Source organism: Elusimicrobiota bacterium (assembly GCA_016182905.1).
In the GTDB taxonomy this organism is placed as follows: domain Bacteria; phylum Elusimicrobiota; class Elusimicrobia; order UBA1565; family UBA9628; genus GWA2-66-18.
The window spans coordinates 57901-74933 of the sequence record JACPFR010000050.1 but is presented as its reverse complement, the minus strand read 5'-3'; the positions used below and the strand labels follow the sequence as shown (position 1 = coordinate 74933).

17 protein-coding genes are annotated in these 17033 nt (G+C 67.7%); 9 read left to right on the top strand and 8 right to left on the bottom strand.

Features of this window, described 5'->3' with window-relative positions; all coding sequences use genetic code 11:
- Together HYV14_15200 and HYV14_15195 are read left to right on the top strand one after the other, a co-directional pair.
- Positions 1-855: HAMP domain-containing histidine kinase (locus tag HYV14_15200; protein MBI2387338.1), on the top strand; the 855-nt coding region annotated here is incomplete at its 5' end.
- 76 nt (positions 856-931) lie between these two features.
- Positions 932-2161: a M20/M25/M40 family metallo-hydrolase gene (locus HYV14_15195; GenBank protein ID MBI2387337.1), complete on the top strand. Its 1230-nt coding sequence runs from the start codon at positions 932-934 to the stop codon at positions 2159-2161.
- A gap of 156 nt (positions 2162-2317) precedes the next feature.
- Here HYV14_15195 and HYV14_15190 read toward each other — a convergent pair whose 3' ends face one another.
- Positions 2318-3136, bottom strand: a complete 819-nt coding sequence (locus HYV14_15190) for a hypothetical protein (protein ID MBI2387336.1) — start codon at positions 3134-3136, stop codon at positions 2318-2320.
- Positions 3137-3163: 27 nt separating this feature from the next.
- On the opposite strand from HYV14_15190, the gene HYV14_15185 reads away from it, so the two are divergent.
- The 7 genes from HYV14_15185 (at position 3164) to HYV14_15155 (ending at position 8877) form a co-directional block, all read left to right on the top strand.
- Positions 3164-3826: an HAD-IA family hydrolase gene (locus HYV14_15185; GenBank protein ID MBI2387335.1), complete on the top strand. Its 663-nt coding sequence runs from the start codon at positions 3164-3166 to the stop codon at positions 3824-3826.
- A 69-nt stretch (positions 3827-3895) separates the two neighbouring features.
- On the top strand, positions 3896-4093 hold the full coding sequence (locus HYV14_15180; GenBank protein MBI2387334.1) for a hypothetical protein: 198 nt from the start codon (positions 3896-3898) through the stop codon (positions 4091-4093).
- A gap of 13 nt (positions 4094-4106) precedes the next feature.
- The gene (locus HYV14_15175; protein ID MBI2387333.1) at positions 4107-5105 is read left to right on the top strand and encodes a fumarylacetoacetate hydrolase family protein; all 999 of its coding nucleotides are present in this window, start codon (positions 4107-4109) and stop codon (positions 5103-5105) included.
- The gene (locus HYV14_15170) at positions 5102-6328 is read left to right on the top strand and encodes a homogentisate 1,2-dioxygenase (GenBank protein MBI2387332.1); all 1227 of its coding nucleotides are present in this window, start codon (positions 5102-5104) and stop codon (positions 6326-6328) included. The genes HYV14_15175 and HYV14_15170 overlap by 4 nt, the downstream gene beginning before the upstream one ends.
- A 1-nt stretch (position 6329) precedes the next feature.
- A complete protein-coding gene (locus HYV14_15165; protein ID MBI2387331.1) occupies positions 6330-6941 on the top strand; it encodes a flavin reductase family protein in 612 nt (203 codons plus the stop codon).
- On the top strand, positions 6938-7687 hold the full coding sequence (locus HYV14_15160) for a hypothetical protein (GenBank protein MBI2387330.1): 750 nt from the start codon (positions 6938-6940) through the stop codon (positions 7685-7687). The genes HYV14_15165 and HYV14_15160 overlap by 4 nt, the downstream gene beginning before the upstream one ends.
- The gene (locus tag HYV14_15155; protein ID MBI2387329.1) at positions 7684-8877 is read left to right on the top strand and encodes a hypothetical protein; all 1194 of its coding nucleotides are present in this window, start codon (positions 7684-7686) and stop codon (positions 8875-8877) included. Before HYV14_15160 ends, HYV14_15155 begins: the two co-directional genes overlap by 4 nt.
- Here HYV14_15155 and HYV14_15150 read toward each other — a convergent pair whose 3' ends face one another.
- Genes HYV14_15150 through HYV14_15120 form a run of 7 tightly spaced genes read right to left on the bottom strand, consistent with a single transcriptional unit; the run spans position 8878 to position 16813 of the window.
- Positions 8878-9375, bottom strand: coding sequence for a response regulator transcription factor (locus HYV14_15150; GenBank protein ID MBI2387328.1), 498 nt, complete (start codon positions 9373-9375; stop codon positions 8878-8880). It lies immediately after the preceding gene.
- Positions 9376-9423: 48 nt separating this feature from the next.
- Positions 9424-10188, bottom strand: coding sequence for a hypothetical protein (locus tag HYV14_15145; protein ID MBI2387327.1), 765 nt, complete (start codon positions 10186-10188; stop codon positions 9424-9426).
- Positions 10185-12812 (bottom strand): valine--tRNA ligase, encoded by a 2628-nt coding sequence (locus tag HYV14_15140; GenBank protein MBI2387326.1) that lies wholly within the window; start codon positions 12810-12812, stop codon positions 10185-10187. Before HYV14_15140 ends, HYV14_15145 begins: the two co-directional genes overlap by 4 nt.
- A 1-nt stretch (position 12813) precedes the next feature.
- Positions 12814-13209 carry a response regulator transcription factor gene (locus HYV14_15135; GenBank protein MBI2387325.1) on the bottom strand — a complete coding sequence of 132 codons (396 nt, stop codon included), beginning with the start codon at positions 13207-13209 and terminating at the stop codon, positions 12814-12816.
- On the bottom strand, positions 13206-14507 hold the full coding sequence (locus tag HYV14_15130; GenBank protein ID MBI2387324.1) for a PhoH family protein: 1302 nt from the start codon (positions 14505-14507) through the stop codon (positions 13206-13208). The genes HYV14_15135 and HYV14_15130 overlap by 4 nt, the downstream gene beginning before the upstream one ends.
- Positions 14504-15613, bottom strand: coding sequence for a radical SAM family heme chaperone HemW (gene hemW, locus HYV14_15125; protein MBI2387323.1), 1110 nt, complete (start codon positions 15611-15613; stop codon positions 14504-14506). Before hemW ends, HYV14_15130 begins: the two co-directional genes overlap by 4 nt.
- Positions 15614-15628: 15 nt before the next feature.
- Positions 15629-16813 carry an HNH endonuclease gene (locus HYV14_15120; protein MBI2387322.1) on the bottom strand — a complete coding sequence of 395 codons (1185 nt, stop codon included), beginning with the start codon at positions 16811-16813 and terminating at the stop codon, positions 15629-15631.
- Between the last annotated feature and the right edge of the window lie 220 nt (positions 16814-17033).

The following is a 17033-nucleotide window of genomic DNA, read 5'->3' as shown; positions in this document are numbered from 1 at the left end:
GCGCGCGGCGACCTGAAGACCCGCCTGGAGTGCTTCCAGAAGGGCGCCACGGACTACGTGCACAAGCCCTTCGCCGCCGAGGAGCTCCTCGCCCGCGCGAAGGTCCACCTCCAGGTCAAGAAGTCCCACGAGGAGCTCATCAAGCGCAACTACGAGCTGGAGCTGGTCGCGCGCGCGCGCCAGGACATGACCGACATGATCGTCCACGACCTGAAGGCGCCCCTCACGGCGATCAAGGGCACCCTCGAGCTGATCCACGCGCGCGGCCTCATCAGCCAGGACAACTACGTCTCTTTGCTGTCGAACGCGGGCTCGGCCGCCGACTTCATGCTCCTGATGCTCAACGACATGCTCGACCTGGCGCAGGCCAAGGCCTCGGGCCTGAAGGTCGCGCCGGCGTTCATCGACCCGTCGCTGCTGCTCAAGAAGATCGAGACGCTCTTCGCCGGACGCATGAAGCTCACGGGCGCCACGGTCGCGATGCGCGTGGCGCCCGGCGTGGAGAAGGTGCGCGCCGACCAGAACCTGCTCTACCGCATACTCGCCAACCTCATCACCAACGCGATGAAGGCCGCCCCCGGCCCCCAGCCGGTCGAGGTCGACTGCGGCTACAACGGCGTCTCGGCCCGCTTCATCGTCTCCGACCGGGGCCCGGGCGTCCCCGACGCCGAGAAGAAGCGCATCTTCGAGAAGTACGTCACCAGCGGCCGCAAGGACTCCGCGATGGACACCGGCACGGGCATCGGCCTCAGCTTCTGCCGCGCCGCCGTCCTCGCCCACAAGGGCCGCATCTGGGTCGAGGACCGGCCCGGCGGCGGCTCCCGCTTCGTCTTCGAGCTGCCGCAGGGCGAATAAGCCGGGGCGAAATGACCGGCCTTCCGGGGCGTTTTATCGGTTGACGCGCGTCCCGTTCTTTGGGACCATTGGACCCATGAACAACATAGGCCTGATGGTCGCCGTCCTCCTCGCCGCGTCCCCTGCCCTCGCCGAGGATTTCCCGCCGGCGCTCGAGAAGCAGGCCCCGGCCGACCTCTGGGTCACCTTCGACCAGGCCGACCTCGCCCGCCCCGAGGCGAAGGGATTCCCCCTGACCGCCCCGGTGCTCACCGACGGCCGCACCGCGGTGTACCAGGTCCGCCCCGACATGCTCCCCCTCCTCTCGCAGTTCATGCACGACCGCTTCAAGCGCTGCGGCGGCTACCTCGCCCACGGCTCGATGGCCGCCGCGCAGGCGTCGATGCGGCCGACCGCGATCGGGCCGCGCATGGCCTACACCCTCGACCAGCAGGCGGTCGTCGCGCCCCTCGCCGCCGCCGTCAAGGAGCCGAGCCTCCGCGCCACGATCTCCGCGATGTCCGCCTACCACAGCCGCTACTACCAGTCCGAGACCGGCGCGGAGGCCGCGCGCTGGCTGAAGGGCCATTGGGCCGGGCTCGCCGCGAGGATCCCCGGCGCCTCCGCCGCGCTGTTCACGCACTCCGCGTGGAAGCAGCCCTCGGTGATCCTCACCATCCCCGGCGCGGAGCTGCCCGACGAGATCGTCGTCCTCGGCGGCCACCTCGACTCGATCAGCGGCTGGGGCAACTCCGGCGCGCGCGCGCCCGGCGCCGACGACAACGCCTCCGGCATCGCCGTGCTCACCGAGGCGATCCGCGTCCTCGGCGAGTCCGGCGTGCGGCCCAAGCGCACCATCCAGTTCATGGGCTACGCGGCCGAGGAAGTCGGCCTGCGCGGCTCGCAGGACATCGCGGCCTCCTACGCCTCCTCCGGGAAGAAGGTCGTCGGCGTGATCCAGTTCGACATGTCCAACTTCGCGGGCTCCGGCCCCGACATCTACATGCTCACCGACTACGTGGACGCCTCCTTGAGCGCCTTCACCGCGAAGCTGGTAAACACCTACACCGGCGTCAAGGCGGCGACCACGAAGTGCGGCTACGGCTGCTCCGACCACGCGTCGTGGAACAAGAAGGGCTTCCCCGCGGCGATGGCCTTCGAGTCGACCTTCGACGGCAGCAACCACGAGATCCACTCCGAGCGCGACACCTTGGCGACCTCGGGCGGCGACGCGTCCCACTCGGTGCCCTTCGCCAAGCTCGCGCTCGCCTTCGCCGTCGAGCTCGCCAAGACCTCCGCCGCCGCCCCCGTCACCGCGGCCCGCTGAACGGACTAACGAACGGCGTACGGCGTTTGACCACAAAGACACTAAGACACAAAGAACGGATAAAGAGTTAACGGGAAACGCCGCAGCCGTTAACTTTCTTTCGTTCTTTGTGTCTTAGTGTCTTTGTGGTTCGCCGTTCGCTATCCTTGAGGATAGTCAGGCGGGCTTGGTGAGCGGCTTCGGCCAGGAGGCGAAGACGAACAGCTCCCCGTCCTTGCCGTCGGCCGAGACCTTGGCGCCGGGGACGGCGTCGTCGAAGCGGATCAGCGCGAGGCCGGCGCTGCCCAGCGAGCTCGTGACGTGGCCGACCGCGCGGTCGCCGCGCAGGACGACGGCGCCCGCGGGCGCGGGCTCGCCCGCGAAGCGGAGCCCCATCAGGATCTTGTTGACGTGGCCGCGGAAGACGAGGCGGGACACCGTCTCCTGGCCCATGTAGCAGCCTTTCTCCATGGAGATCGCCGCCTCCTGGCGCGCCTCGAGCGGGAGGGACTCCTCGCTCATGTCGGCGCCGAACCAGGGGAAGCCGGAGGCGAGGCGCAGGGCCTCGAACTCGGCGTCGCTCATGAGGTCGGCGTCCTCGGGCGGATCCACGCCGAGGAGCAGGCGGGCGGGCTCGATCAAGCGCGGCCAGGGCAGGCCGCGCTCGTAGCCCTCGCCGACGACGAGCCAGGCGCGCTCCGAGCGCAGGGCCTTCAAGGCGGAGTCCGACAGCATGATCTTCTTCTCGAACGCGGCGAGGAAGCCGATAGCCGCGCCGGGGCGGGTGACGGCGAGTATGGACTCCGGCGTCTCCTCGTACAGCTCGCAGTCGGCGACGAGCAGTCCCTTGGGAGAGAGCACGCACGAGGGCAGGCAGACGCCCGGCGCGAGCCTGCCCAGGTCGGCGCTCACCAGGCCCTGCAGGAACTTCTTCGCGTCGGGCCCGTGGAAGCGGAAGAAACCCCACAGCGAGACGTCCAGCGCGCGTAGTGCCATGCCTCGATTATAGCTATCCTATCGTCCATGAAACGCGAGATCGGCTTCCTGCTCGACATGGACGGGGTCGTCTGCCACAACATGCCGGCGCACGAGGAGGCGTGGACGGCCTTCTTCCGCGGCCACGGCATCACCATCGACCTCCGGGATTTCCGCGAGAACACGATGGGCATGCCCACGCGCGAGGTCCTGCGCTACTACTTCAAGCGCGAGGTCCCGCCCGAGGAGGCGCACGCCGCCGCCGTCGTCAAAGAAACCCTTTACCGGAAGCTGTACCTGCCTCAGCGCGCGCCCGCCGCGGGCCTGATGCCTTTCCTGAAGGGCGCCCGCGCGGGCGGCTACCGCGTGGGCCTGGGCACCGGCTCGAAGGACGACAACGTGACCTTCATCCTCGACGGCCTGGAGCTGCGCCCGTGGTTCGACGCGGTCGTCGACGGCGGCATGGTGACGAAGGGCAAGCCCGATCCTGAGACCTTCCTGATCCTCGCCGACAAGCTCGAAGTCGCCCCCGCGGACTGCGTCGTGTTCGAGGACTCCTTGCTCGGCGAGGAGGCGGCGCGGCGCGCGGGCATGCAGGTGGTCGCGATCACGACCTCCCACCGCCCCGACGAGTTCAAGCACGCGGCGCTCAAAGTCTCCGACTTCACGACGCTCAGCGCCGCGAAAGCCGCGGCGCTCGCCCGCCCCTGACCCATGATCCAAACCATGAACGCGGCCGTGCTGCGCCACCGCGAGACGATCGAGCTGGTCGCCGTGGTGATGCGCATCGTCAGCTTCTCGCTCGTCAGTTGGCTGGGGCCGGACAGCCCGTTCCTCTTCGTCTGGGCGTTCAACACGGCCGACGCCCTGGCGCTGTCCTGGTGCGCGATCCTGCGCAAGGACCGGGCCTACACCCTTCTCAACATCTTCTGGATCGGAGTCGGGATCGTGGGCATGCTGCGAGCCCGCGGCTTTTGATAGTATCGGAGCGATGAAACTCGTCACTTTCGAGGTCCCCACGCCGTTCGGGCCCGTCGAGCGGCTGGGCGCCGTGCGCGCGGGCCGCATCGTCGACCTGAACCTCGCGGCGGAGCGCCTGTATCGCGCGCAGGGCAAGTCCCGGCCCAAGGCCCGCGCGGACTTCTTCGTGCCCCCGTGCCTGCTCGGCCTCCTCGACGGCGGCAAGGAGTTGCTCACCGAGGCGCAGACCGCCCTCAACACGCTCAAGGGCGCGCCCGCCGGCGTCGTCTGGAAGGAAAGCCAGGTCCGCCTGCTGGCCCCCCTCCCCCGCCCGCGCTCCCTGCGGGACTTCTTCGCCTTCGAGGACCACGCGAAGGCCGGCGCGAAGCGCCGCAACGAGCCGCTGGCCCCCGAGTGGTACGACCAGCCGGTGTTCTACAAGGGCAACCCCCGGACCATCATCGGCCCCGGCGCCGTCATCCCGTGGCCCGCGTTCACGCGCAAGCTCGATTTCGAGTTCGAGGTCGCGGCGGTCGTGGGCAAGGCCGGCAAGGACATCTCGGTCAAGGACGCCCCGAGCCACATCGCGGGCTACATCGTGATGAACGACTGCTCGGCGCGCGACATACAGAAGAACGAGATGGTGTGCCGCATGGGGCCGGCAAAGGGGAAGGATTTCGCGACGGTGCTTGGACCATACTTCGTGACGAGCGATGAATGGAACGGAAAGATTCCCAAGCTGAAAGTCCGAGTGAACGGCAAAGAGTGGAGCAACTCTCAGGGAGCACAGCCTTACTGGAAGTTCGCGACCATGCTCTCGCACGCCTCGCAGGGAGAAGAGCTTCTGCCCGGCGACCTCCTCGGCTCCGGCACCTACTTTAAGGGATGCGGATTGGACATGGGCCGATGGATCAAGCCCGGGGACCGCATCGAACTGGACGCGGGACCGCTCGGGACTTTGAAGAACACCGTCGGGAAACCGAACGGGTCGATCCACTTGAAATATAAGAAGTCGGGAGTGCTTGCATGAGCGTGATCCTCACCCGCGGCCGCGTGCCCAAGACGCCGCATACCGAGTTCTACTCGGAGCCGGAGGTGCTCGCGCTCGAGGAGATCCACGGCGTCAGCGGCTTCAGCGGGGACTGGTCGCGCAAGTACCACTACCGCAAGTACCCCACCCAGCAGGTGAGCGAGCCCAAGCGCCTGCCGCTCGACCTTCGTCCGCAGAAGATGGCGCCGGCCCAGCCGCTGCAGCCCTGGCACATCCGCACCGGACGGCTGAAGGCGCACGGCGACCACATCAGCGGGCGCGTGCCCCTCGTCTACGGCACGACCACCGTCGTGTCCGCGGCGCGCTTCGAGAAATCCTGCCCGGCGCAGAGGTTCTTCCGCAACGGCGACGGCCACGAGCTTTGGTTCATACAAGAAGGGTCGGGCCTCATCGCCTCGGAGTTCGGCGTGCTGCCGTTCCGCAAAGGGCATTACGTGAACATCCCCAAGGGCACGACCTACCGCGTCGAGCTCGCGAGCGAGGACTGCGCCCTGCTCATCGTCGAGTCCCGCCTGCCCATCCAGTTCGCCCCCCACTACCTGAACCCCTCCGGCCAGGCGCACCTGACCGCCCCGGTCGTCGAGACCGAGGTCGGCCTCCCCGAGTACCGCCCCGCGCGCGACGAGGAAGGCGAGTTCCGCGTCTGGACCAAGCACGCCGGCGGCCTCGTCACCGAGATGTTCCTCGGGCACCATCCGTTCGACCTGATCGGCTGGGAGGGCGCGCTGTACCCCTACACCTTCCACACCGACGACCACCACCCGCTCGCCCGGGAGATCCACACCGCTCCGCCGACGCGCCAGACCTTCCAGTCCGGGACCGCCCCGCACAACGGCTTCGCCGTCTGCACTTTCAAGGGGCAGATCGAGGGCTGGAACCCGCGCGACGTCCCGGCGCCCTACGCGCACCTCAACGTCGACAGCGACGAGGTGATGTTCTTCTCGAACACGACCTACGGCGCGCGCAAAGGCCTCGTGGAGCCGGGCTCGTTCACCTTCCACCCCGGCTCCCTGCCGCACTCGCCTCACGGGATGGCCGCCAAGCGCTCCTTCGCCGAGCGAGGCAAGCTCTCCGACTACCTCGCGGTGATGCTCGACACCTTCTACGAGCCGCTCGAGGTGGCCAAGCAGGCCCTGCCGCTCGCCGACAAGGACTATCCGACGAGCTGGAACCGGGACACGCAGGGCGTCTCGGCCGAGTAGCATGCAGCTCGACCCCGAGACGATGGCGGTCCGCGACCGGTACCTGCTGATGATCGCGACCATCCTCCCGCGTCCGATCGCGTGGGTCGCGACGGTCTCCCCCGAGGGGAAGCCGAACCTGGCGCCGTTCTCGTTCTTCACGGGGATCTGCGCGAACCCGATGACCATCTGCTTCGCGCCGGTGAACGATAGGAACGGGAAAAAGAAAGATACGTTGATCAACATCGAACTGACCAAACAGTTCACGGTCAACATAGTCAACGAATCCAATGCGTTAAAAATGAACGCGACATCGGCGCCTTACGCCTACGGCGTGAACGAATTTGAGCAGTGCGGAATAACGGCCATTAAGAGCGCCCGAGTCAAACCGCCCCGAGTCAAAGAGAGCCCTGTGTCTTACGAATGCGAGCTCCAACAGATCGTGCGGATCGGCGAAGGAGCGTTGGCCGGGAACCTTGTCATCGGCCGCGTGGTGGTGTTTCACTGCGCCGATGACATTTACAACAACGGCAGGATAAAGCATCAAGATCTGCACGCCATAGGCCGCATGGAAGGAGCGTGGTATTCCCGCACGAACGATTCTTTCGAACTCCCCCGACCGGAGGTCGCATGAAGAAGCAGCCTTTCCACAACTTCGTCGTGGACCACATGACCTTCCTTGTGGAGCCCGACATCTACAACACGACCTACGCCCTGTTCCGGATCATTCTGGGGGTCTCCCGCGAGGACCTGATCTACGAGAAGCGCTCGAGCTGGCCCGGGCGCAAGCCCGCGTCCATGACCTTCGCCTCGCGCATCGGCCTCGAGAGGGGCGGCAAGGTCCCCAACCAGACCGTCGTCGCCGTCGTCCAGCCCACCGAGCCCAAGGGCCAGGGCTCCCACGTGCGCACGATGCTCAAGAACCGCGGCGGCGGGTGCCACTGGCAGCATATCGCCCTCAGGACGCCGGATCTGGTCGGTTTTCATGAATTCTGCCTCGCGCGCGGCGTCAACTTCATCACGCCGATCCTGAAGGATTCCCACGACGACCTCATCCAGGTGTTCAGCGGCGAGTGGATGGTTCCCGGCGGGCGGCCGACGGCGACCTTCTTCGAGTTCGTGCAGCGCGACCCGAGCCCCGAGCTGCTGAAGGAGATCGAATCCGCCTCCAACCGCGAGGCGTGGTTCCGCGACAAGACCTTCCTCGGCCTGTACGGAGAGAAGGAGAAGGAGTACGAGCGCGGCAAGGCGACGCCGTTCATCCCGGACGCGCTCGCCAAGAAGATCGCCAAGCGCCTGAAGGGCCTCGAGGTCTGGGAGATCGGCGACGACCTCCTCGACAAGGTCGAGGCCGACATGCTCGAGCACGCCGCCAAGTGAGCCTGGCCGCGCTGCTGCTCGTCCTCGCCCTCCCGGCGCGCGCCGACCTGTCCGTGTACGACGCCGGCAAGGACCCGCCCCCGGGGACGATCTGGTCCGAGGACGGCTACCATTACGCCTACCTCGAGTCCGACGCGGACGGCGACCGTTGGATCGTGGACGGCCGCGCCCGCGCCGAGGGCGCTGAGGGGGAGTTCACGGGCCCCGGCGCGCTGAGCGCCGACGGCGCCGTCCTCCTGCATTCGACGGGCGTCCTGGACAAGGCCGGGAACCTCCTCGGGGTCGCGCCCGCGGTCAACGGCCGGCGCGCCGGCGCGGTGTACGCCGAGATCAAGAGCTTCCACCTGAGCCCGCGCGGGGTCAACGCGGCCGCGGTCGCGCGCACGCCCAAGGGCTGGGTCGTCGCCTCGCTGCACGGGACGGGGCCCGCCTTCGCGGAGCCCCCGTTCCACGTGGCGCTCACCGACAAGGAGACCTTGTATTTCGTCGAGTTCGGAGGCGCGGCCTGGCTGTACCGGAACCACAAGCCGGTCGAGAGGAAGCCCTACGGCGCGGCCTCGACGAGCCGGGACCTGCGCCGGACGGGCGGCCTCTACACCGGCTCGGACGGGCTGATCTACGTGGAGATCGACAAGACGACCTTCGGGCCCTACAACTCCGCGACCGCTCCCGCGTTCAGCGCCGACGGCCGCCACAGCGCGTTCCTGGCCGCGGCCCTCTCCGAGCACGGCTACGACACCTTGATCGTCGACGGCCTGCCCGCCGAGATGAAGCGCTGCGCGGACTGCACCGTGTCCGTGGACGACCGCGGGCGCGCGTTCCAAGACGTCGTCATGACCGCCGTCAGCGAGCGCGCCCAGATCCACATGGCGTTCACCGGCGGCAAGTCGCTCCACCCCGGAGGCCAGCCGCCCAAGGTGGGCCTGGCGCCGGGCGGCAGGCATTTCGTCTACCCGATGCTGGCGCCGCAGGGGGTCGCCGTCGGCCTCGACGGGCGCGTCGCGGAGACGGGCGCCCCGATGCCGCTGGTCCCCGCTCCGGCCGCGTTCGACGGCGAGGAGTACCACTACTGGTCCGTGACGGGCAAGAGGCTGCGGCTCGTGTGCGGCAGCGCCGAGGGCCCCCGCGCGCCGAAACCCCGCTGCGCGGCCGCCGCGCGGAGCGCGGGCTGGCCTGCCGTCGAACGCTAGCTAGTCGAGCTCGATGACGTCGTGGCGGGAACCGTCGAGGTCGGGCTCGCCGGTGAAGCCGGGGGCGGCCGGCGGCTCCCCGAGAGCCGCCCCGGGCGGAGGGATGACGGCGGCCGGCGGCGCGGCGCGCCGCTCCGGGCCGAGAAGCGACACGATGGCCTCCTTGAGCTGCTTGCCGTCGAGCGGCTTGGCCACGTAGCCGACGGCGATCGCGTCCATCACCGTCATCTCGATCTCGAACTTGGGCGTCGCGCTCGCGAAGATGACCGGGGTCGCGACGAACGCCGGGACGGAGCGCAGGCGCTTGAGGATCTCGAAGCCGTCCGCCTCGGGAAGCTTGTAGTCCAGGATGAAGAGGCTCGGCCGGTGCTGCTCCGCCAGGGGCAGGACGCTGTAGCCGTCCGAGGCGAGCACCGGCTCGTGGCCGATCGACGCCAGGAAGGATCTCAACGACTCGCCGAACCGGGCGTCCGCGTCGTACACCAATATCTTGGCCATGGAGGTATTGTAAGCCCGTATGCCGGGGCTGTCAATGACCGGCGACGGTCACTTCCCGAGGGGCTTCAGGCCGCGGACGGACCAGGAGAGGTTCACGAAGCCCAGGTCCTTGTCGGCGAACTCGGCTTTCTCGAGGCGGCCCGAGTTGCGCGCGGACGAGCCGGGGCGGGGGTCCAACTCGGCCACGACGTACTGCCCCGAGCCCGGGCGTTCGGACTCGTATTCGATCGCCTGCTCGCGCAGGTCCCACGAGTCGAGCAGGCGGTCGGACTTCTGGCGGCGGCGGTCGGTCACGGTGACGGCCGCGGCCTCGACGTCCTCGACGAAGCCCTCGAAGACCCGGAAGCGCAGCTCGAAGTGGGTCCGCCGGCGCTCGAGCGACTTCGGATAGAGGGAGATCACGAGCCAGACCGAGTCCTTCTTGCCCTTGTGCAGGCGCGCCGCGGAGCGGGCCTTCGAGTTGTCGCCTTTCAGGCGACCCTTGACTTTATACACCTTCAGGGCGGCCGTGTTCTCGGCGGCGCCGGGGACGCCGCCGACGCGCAGGCCCAGAGGCTCCCAATCGACGGCGTCCTTGTGGATCACCGCGTGCATCGGGCGGGAGAGCTTCGGCTTGGGCTCGTCTCCTCCGACCTTGAACCCGCGCCCGGCGGCCTCGTCGGCCGGCGCCGTGGAGCTCGACGACGCCGCCGCCGCGGTCGAGGAGGCCACGGCCCCCGTGGAGGCGGCGGGCGGCGCGGCGGCGCCGTACATCGGCGACTGCGCCGCGGCGGAGGCCGCGATATGAACGGCCAGGGCGACGGCGGCGCTCACGACAAAACGGCGATCGTCTCTTTGAGACGGTCGCGGCGGGCGAGCGCGGCGTCGCGCTGCTCCTTGGCCTCGGCGACCTTCTCCGCGGGAGCGGAGGAGGCGGCGGAGAGGTTGCGCAGCTTCGCCTCGCATTTCTCGATGTCGCCGTCGGCCTTGGCGAGGTCCTTGGCCAGGCGCTCGCGCTCCTTGGCGAAGTCGATGACGCCGGCGAGAGGAATGAAGAAAGTCACGCCGTCGGCGACCGCGGTGGCGCTCTGGGGCGGGCGGCCGCCTCCGTTGACGGCCTCGACGCTCTCGAGCTGGGCCAAGATCATCGCGTAGGCGCGGTGCTTGCCGACGACGGCCTCGGCGAACGGGCCCTCGGCGACGGCCTTGATCTTGAGGCCCGGCGGCACGTTCAGCTGGGAGCGCAGCGAGCGGATCGAGGCCACCGCGCCCATGACCTTGCTCATCTCCTTCTCGACCTCGGGGTTCGACCAGTCGTAGTCGAGCTTATGGTAGCCGCCCTCGAGGACGAATCCCGCCGACTCGCCCGCGTACGGCTTGAGGGCGGCGTAGATCTCCTCGGTCACGAACGGCATGAGCGGATGCAGCGCCTTCAGCGACCCCGTGAGCACCTGGACGAGGATCGTCCGGGCGATGTCCTTGTCCTCGCCCTCGACGCCGGTCAGCCGGCCCTTGGCGAGCTCGATGTACCAGGCGCAGAACTCGTCCCACAGGAAGACGTACAGCGCCTCGGCGGCGGCGGCGGGATCGTAGGCATCGAGCGACGCCTGGGCCTTGGCGAGCGTCGCCTGGTACCGCGACAAGATCCACGCGTCGGCGGTCTCGAGGCAGCAATGGGACAGCTTCTCGAGCCTGTAGCCGCCGGCGGGCGCCGTCTCGGGCAGGTTCATCAGGACGAAGCGCGTCGAGTTCCAGAGCTTGTTGACGAAGTTGCGCGCGGACACGACGGTCTGCTCGTCGAACGCGATGTCCTTGCCGGGATGGGCGTTGACCATCAGGGCGAAGCGCAGGGCGTCGGTCCCGTACTTGTCCATCATCTGCAGCGGGTCGACGACGTTGCCGAGCGACTTCGACATCTTCTTGCCGCTCTTGTCGCGCACGATGCCGTGGATGACGGCGTCGGGGAACGCGGGCTTGTCCAGGAAGGCGTGGCCCATCATCTGCATGCGGGCGACCCACAGGTACAGGATCTCGTAGCCGGTGACGAGGGTCGAGGTCGGGTAGTAGTAGGCGAGGTCCTTCGTCTGCTCCGGCCAGCCGAACACGGCCAGCGGCCACAGCGCCGAGGAGAACCAGGTGTCGAGGACGTCGGGGTCCTGGGTCCAGCCCGCGCCGGGCGAGCCCATCGACACCGCGGGCTTCTCTCCTTCCTTGTACCAGACGGGGATGCGGTGGCCCCACCAGATCTGGCGCGACACGCACCAATCCTTGATGTTCACCAGCCAATCGCGGTAGGGCTTTTCCCAGTTCTTGGGGTAGATCTTGAACTCGCCGGCGTCCAACGCCTTGAGCGGCGCCTTGGCCAGCTCGGTCTGCTTCACGAACCACTGCAAAGACAACAAGGGCTCGATGACCGAAGAACAACGGTAACAGGTCTGAACGGCGGACTTGTGGTCTTCCTTCTTGCGCAGATATCCTTTCGCTTCCAGATCCGCGACGACGGCGTCGTGCGCCTTCTCGCGGGAAAGCCCCGCGTACGGGCCGGCCGCCTCGGTGAGCTTGCCGTCGGGTCCGATCGCCTTGACGGCGGGCAAATGGTGCCGTTCGCCGAGCTCCCAGTCGTTCTGATCATGCGCGGGCGTGACCTTGAGGCCGCCGGTGCCGAACTCGAAGTCGACGTACGAGTCCTCGACGATCGGTATCTCGCGGTCGATGAGAGGGATCAAGACTTTTTTCCCGACCATGTGCCGCCAGCGAGGATCCTGGGGATTTATCGCGACTGCGGTGTCGCCGAACATCGTGACCGGTCGCGTCGTGGCGACAATGATGCCGTCCCCGCCATCGACGTTTTTATAATGGATGTGATAAAGAGCGCCCTTCCGTTCTTCTCTCTCGACTTCTATATCCGAAAGCGCCGTTCCACACCTGACGCACCAGTTCACCAGCCGTTCCCCGCGATAGATCAACCCGCGTTCCCAGAGCGTTTTAAAGGCGTGATACACGGCCTTCGCCCGGACCTCGTCCATCGTGAACGCTTCTCTTTGCCAATCCAGCGAGGCCCCGAGACGATGCAGCTGCCCCAAGATCGTTTTCTTGCAGTCCCGCGTCCAGACCTGCATCCGCTCGAGGAACGCCTCGCGCCCGAGGGCGTGCCGGTCCACCTTCTCGGCCTTGAGCTGCTTCTCCATCACGTTCTGCGTGGCGATGCCGCCGTGGTCGCAGCCCGGGACCCAGCACGACTCTTGGCCCAGCATGCGGTGGTGGCGGATGAAGGCGTCCTGCAGGGAGTTGTTGAGCGCGTGGCCGATGTGCAGCGCCCCGGTCACGTTGGGCGGAGGGATGACGATGGTGAACGGCCGCGCGCCGTCGCGCGGCTCGGAGTGCGAGAGCTTGGCCGCGTCCCAGGACGCGAGGCGGGCTTCCTCGACCGGCTTCGGATCGTAGGCTTTGTCGAGCATGTCAGGCCTTCAGGATGTGCTTGATCTTCGCGAGCAGGACCTCGCCGTCGATCGGCTTGCCGAGGTACTCGACGGCGCCCGACTGCAGGCCGCTGACGACGTCGATCGCCTCGTCCGAGCCGGAGAACAGGATCACGGGCGTCTTCGCGATCTCCGGGTCGGACTTCAGCGCGCGGATCAGCTCGCGCCCGTCGAAGCCGGGCATGTACAGGTCCATGATGACGAGGTCCGGCTTCTCGGCCCGCACGACGGCCAAGGCCCGCTCGGGCTCGCCGACGGCGATGACGTAGTAGCCGGCGTGGTCGAGCGCCAGGCGCACCGTCTCGCGGATCAGCACGTCGTCGTCGACGATGATGATCTTGCGGCGCGGTCCGGCGTGCTTGGCCTTCCCCGTCACAGCAGGTCCGAGGCCAGCGCGGCGAGCACGGAGCGCTCGCTCTTGGTGAAGGTGACGTGGCCGAACAGCCCCTGGCCCTTGAAGCGCTCCACGAGGTTCGTGAGGCCGTTCGACGTCGCGTCGAGGTAGTAGTTGTCGACCTGGTGCGGGTCGCCGGTGAGGATGATCTTCGCGCCCTGGCCGGCGCGGGAGATGATCGTCTTGATCTCGTGCGGCGTCAGGTTCTGGGAGTCGTCGATGATGATCAGCAGGCCCGGCAAGGTGCGGCCGCGCAGGTAGGTGACCGCCTCGATCTCGAGGATGCCCTCCTCCATCAGCATCTGGATGTCCATGTCCGTCGTCTCGAGCGCCCCCTTGGGCTTCTCGAGGAGGTAGGACAGGTTGTCGTAGATGGCGCCCATCCAGTTGGTGAGCTTCTCCTCCTTCGTGCCGGGCAGGAAGCCGAGGTCGTGGCCGACCGCGATGACGGGGCGGGCGACGAGGATGCGGCGGTACAGCTTCTCCTCGAGGGTCTGCTGGAGCGCGGAGGCCAGCGCGATCATCGTCTTGCCCGAGCCGGCGAGGCCGACGAGGGTCACGAGCGAGATCTCGGGGTTGAGCAGCAGCTCGAGCGCGAAGCGCTGCTCGACGTTCAGCGGCTTGATGCCCCACGGAGCGGAGTCGGCGCGCACGAGCGGCACGAGGGACTTCGTCTTCTGGTCGTAGCGCGCGAGCGCGCTCTTCGAGGTGCCCTCGGCCTTGAGGATGATGAACTCGTTCGGGATCAGGTCCGGGATCGTCGCCGGGACCCGCTTGTCGCGGTAGAACGCGTCGATCTCCTCGCCGGAGACGGCGGCCTCGCGCCAGCCCTTGTACAGGTCGTCGATGTCGACCTTCTCCTTCTCGTAGTCCTGCGTCTCAAGACCCAAGGACTCGGCTTTGATTCGGAGGTTGATGTCCTTGGAGATGAAGACGATGTTCTCGCCCTGCTTCTTCAGGTACAGCGCGCAGGAGAGGATCTCGTTGTCCTTGGTGTGCGCGGAGAACGCCTTCGGCAGGCCGTCGGAGACCTGGATCTCGACCTTGAGCTTGCCGCCGTGCTCGAGCGGGACCCAGCTCGACAGCTTGCCGCCCTTGCGCAGCTCGTCGAGCTTGCGCGAGACGAAGCGGGCCGAGCGGCCGCGCTCGTCGTTGTTGCGCTTGAAGGTGTCGAGCTCCTCGATGACGGTCAGCGGGAGGACGACGCGCGAGCCCTCGAAGGAGAACATGGACATCGGATCGTGAAGAATCACGTTGGTGTCGAGCACGAAGGTCTTCATACGGGGGCCTCCTCACGATCGAACGGCGGGACGAATTCCTGGAAAGCGTCGTTGGCGAGGAAAACGCCCTCGGGGGACAGGCGCCACAGCGGCCCCTCCTCGCTGACGAGGCCGCGCGACTTCAGCATGGCCCACTCGCCGGCGAACTCCCGGCGCAACGTCTCCGACGGGACGAAGCCCTCGGTCAGGCGCAGGCCGAGGAAGGCCTCCTCGCCGATGGCCTCGAGGCCGCGCGGGGCCTCGTTCTCGGCGACCGGGCGGCGGCCGCTTTCGACGGCCTCGAGGTACGACGGCAGGCGGAACTCGTTGGCCTGGCGGCGGCCGTCGTAGTAGGACGCCGCCGAGCAGCCGAGGCCGACGTACTCGCCGCGCTTCCAGTAGTTGACGTTGTGGGCGGAGCGGTGACCGGGCTTGGCGTAGTTGGAGATCTCGTACTGCTCGAGGCCGGCGCGGGCCAGCGAGCGCATCGACAGGTCGAACATGTCGCGGGACAGGTCGCTGTCCTCCTTGACGCCGCGCTTGGCGAACAAGGTGCGGTCCTCGACCTGCAGGCCGTACAGCGAGACGTGCTCGGGGCCGAGGGCGAGGACGGAGTCGAGCGTCGCGCGCAGGCTGTCGAGCGTCTGGCCGGGCAGGCCGAACATCAGGTCGACGGACAGCGCCGGGATGCCGGCGGCGCGCGCGGCGAGGAACGCCTTCGCGAAGTCCGCGGCGGTGTGACGGCGGCCGATCGCCTTGAGCAGGGCGTCGTCGGCGGTCTGCAGGCCGATCGAGAGCCGGGTCACGCCCTCGCGCGCGAGCGCGGCGAGCTTCTCCTCGTCGAGGCTCTCGGGGTTGGCCTCGAACGTGGACTCGGAGAAGCGCGCGCCGGGATAGGCGCGGCGCAGGCGCGCGTACAGGTCGGTGATCTGCGCGGCCGTCAGTTCCGAGGGCGTGCCGCCGCCGACGTACAGCGTGTCGGGCGTGACGGCGGGGTGGAAAGCCGCCTCAGCCTCGAGTGCCACGAGGTAGCGGTCGGCGAGCTTGTCCTGCCCGGAAAAAGCGGCGAAGTCGCAGTAGAAGCACTTCACCGAGCAGAACGGGATGTGGGCGTATAATCCGGTCAATTCGCCAGCATTTTCTTATATTTTCACCTCCCTCCGCAAGCCGTCCCGCCGACGGGCGACGGCCGCGTCGACGAGCGCCCCGCCGAACGCGCGCCTGGCCTCGAGATCGTTGTGCGTCCGGCACAGCAGGCGTACGTTCGCGGCGTCGCCGGAGCCGCCGCCCAAAGCCCACGGCCGCACGTGGTCGAACTCGAGCCCGGCCCTCGCCCCGCAGACCCGGCCGGCGTCCGACCGGAACGCGCAGCGGCCGCCGTCGCGGTCCCACACCTCGTCCTTCACCGCCCGCGGAATGTCCCGGCTCCGAGCCCCCGCCGCGAGCCGCCGCGCGCGGTCCCGGCGGCGGCGGCGCCTGTCCGGATCGATCTTGTCCAGAAGGACCTTGAGCGCCCCCGCGAACACCTCCTCCGCCTTCCCCGCCGGCCACTTGTGCCGCGACAGCTCCTTGGCCCGCTCGAAGTCGCTCAGCATGGCCTCGTCGCCGGTGAATGAAAAATGGACCCGGCGGAGAGGCGGCTGCGGTGGAGGAGGAGGCGGGGGCGGCGAAGGTGAACCCGCGGCCGCCGGAGCTTTCGCGGTCTCCGCGGCCGGCGCTATCGAAGGTGCAGCCTCCGGGGCCGCCGGCACCATAGGAATCTCCTGCGTCGCCGGTTCCACCGGGGCCGCCGGGGGCGCCGGGGGCGCTTGGATCTCATTTTTTGACGTGGCGTCGGTCGGCGACGAGAATAGATCATCGGCCGCCTCCACGGGCGCGGCCGTCGGCGCCACGCTCAGTATCCGTATGCGCTCGGCCGGCGCCGCGGCGACGGGGTTCAACGACGCGACCAAAGCCTCGACCTCCCGTGTGCTCGATCCCTTCGCCTCCCGGATCAGCTTCCGGTAGTTGTCCCATTTGAGGTGCGGTTCCAGCATGGCGACCGTCGTCAGCGACAGCTCGCCGCTCTCGATGTGGCCGTAGAGGACTTCGAATTTCTCCGCGGCACGCGCCGCGCGGATGCGTCGGAACGCTTCGCCCTGAGCGTAGCGAAGCTCGCGCACGCAGTACTCGAACAAGGATGGGAAGGCCTTGTTTTCCGCCAAACGTCTGCGCTCGAACTCCGTCAAATGCTTGAGCACCGCGACGACGACGCCGCGCTCATCGCCGACCAGAGACTTGAGGGATCGGATCAGCTCGTCATTGGAAAGATCCGAGAGGTTGTTCATATCTCTTATACGACTGAGGGGCCCCTTTGTTCCGCGAGAGGCGATTAAAAATCCTTCGTTTTGCGAAAATTTATTCTTTAAAAATAAGCGGTATTCACTTTCGGCGCCGAAGGTGAATAGCGCTTATCAAAGCAAGCTTATTTTCCGGAAAAACGAAGGGCCCACCCGCGCCAAGGCCCATAGACCCCTGGCGAAACGCCCCCTCTCCCCTTATGCTCTA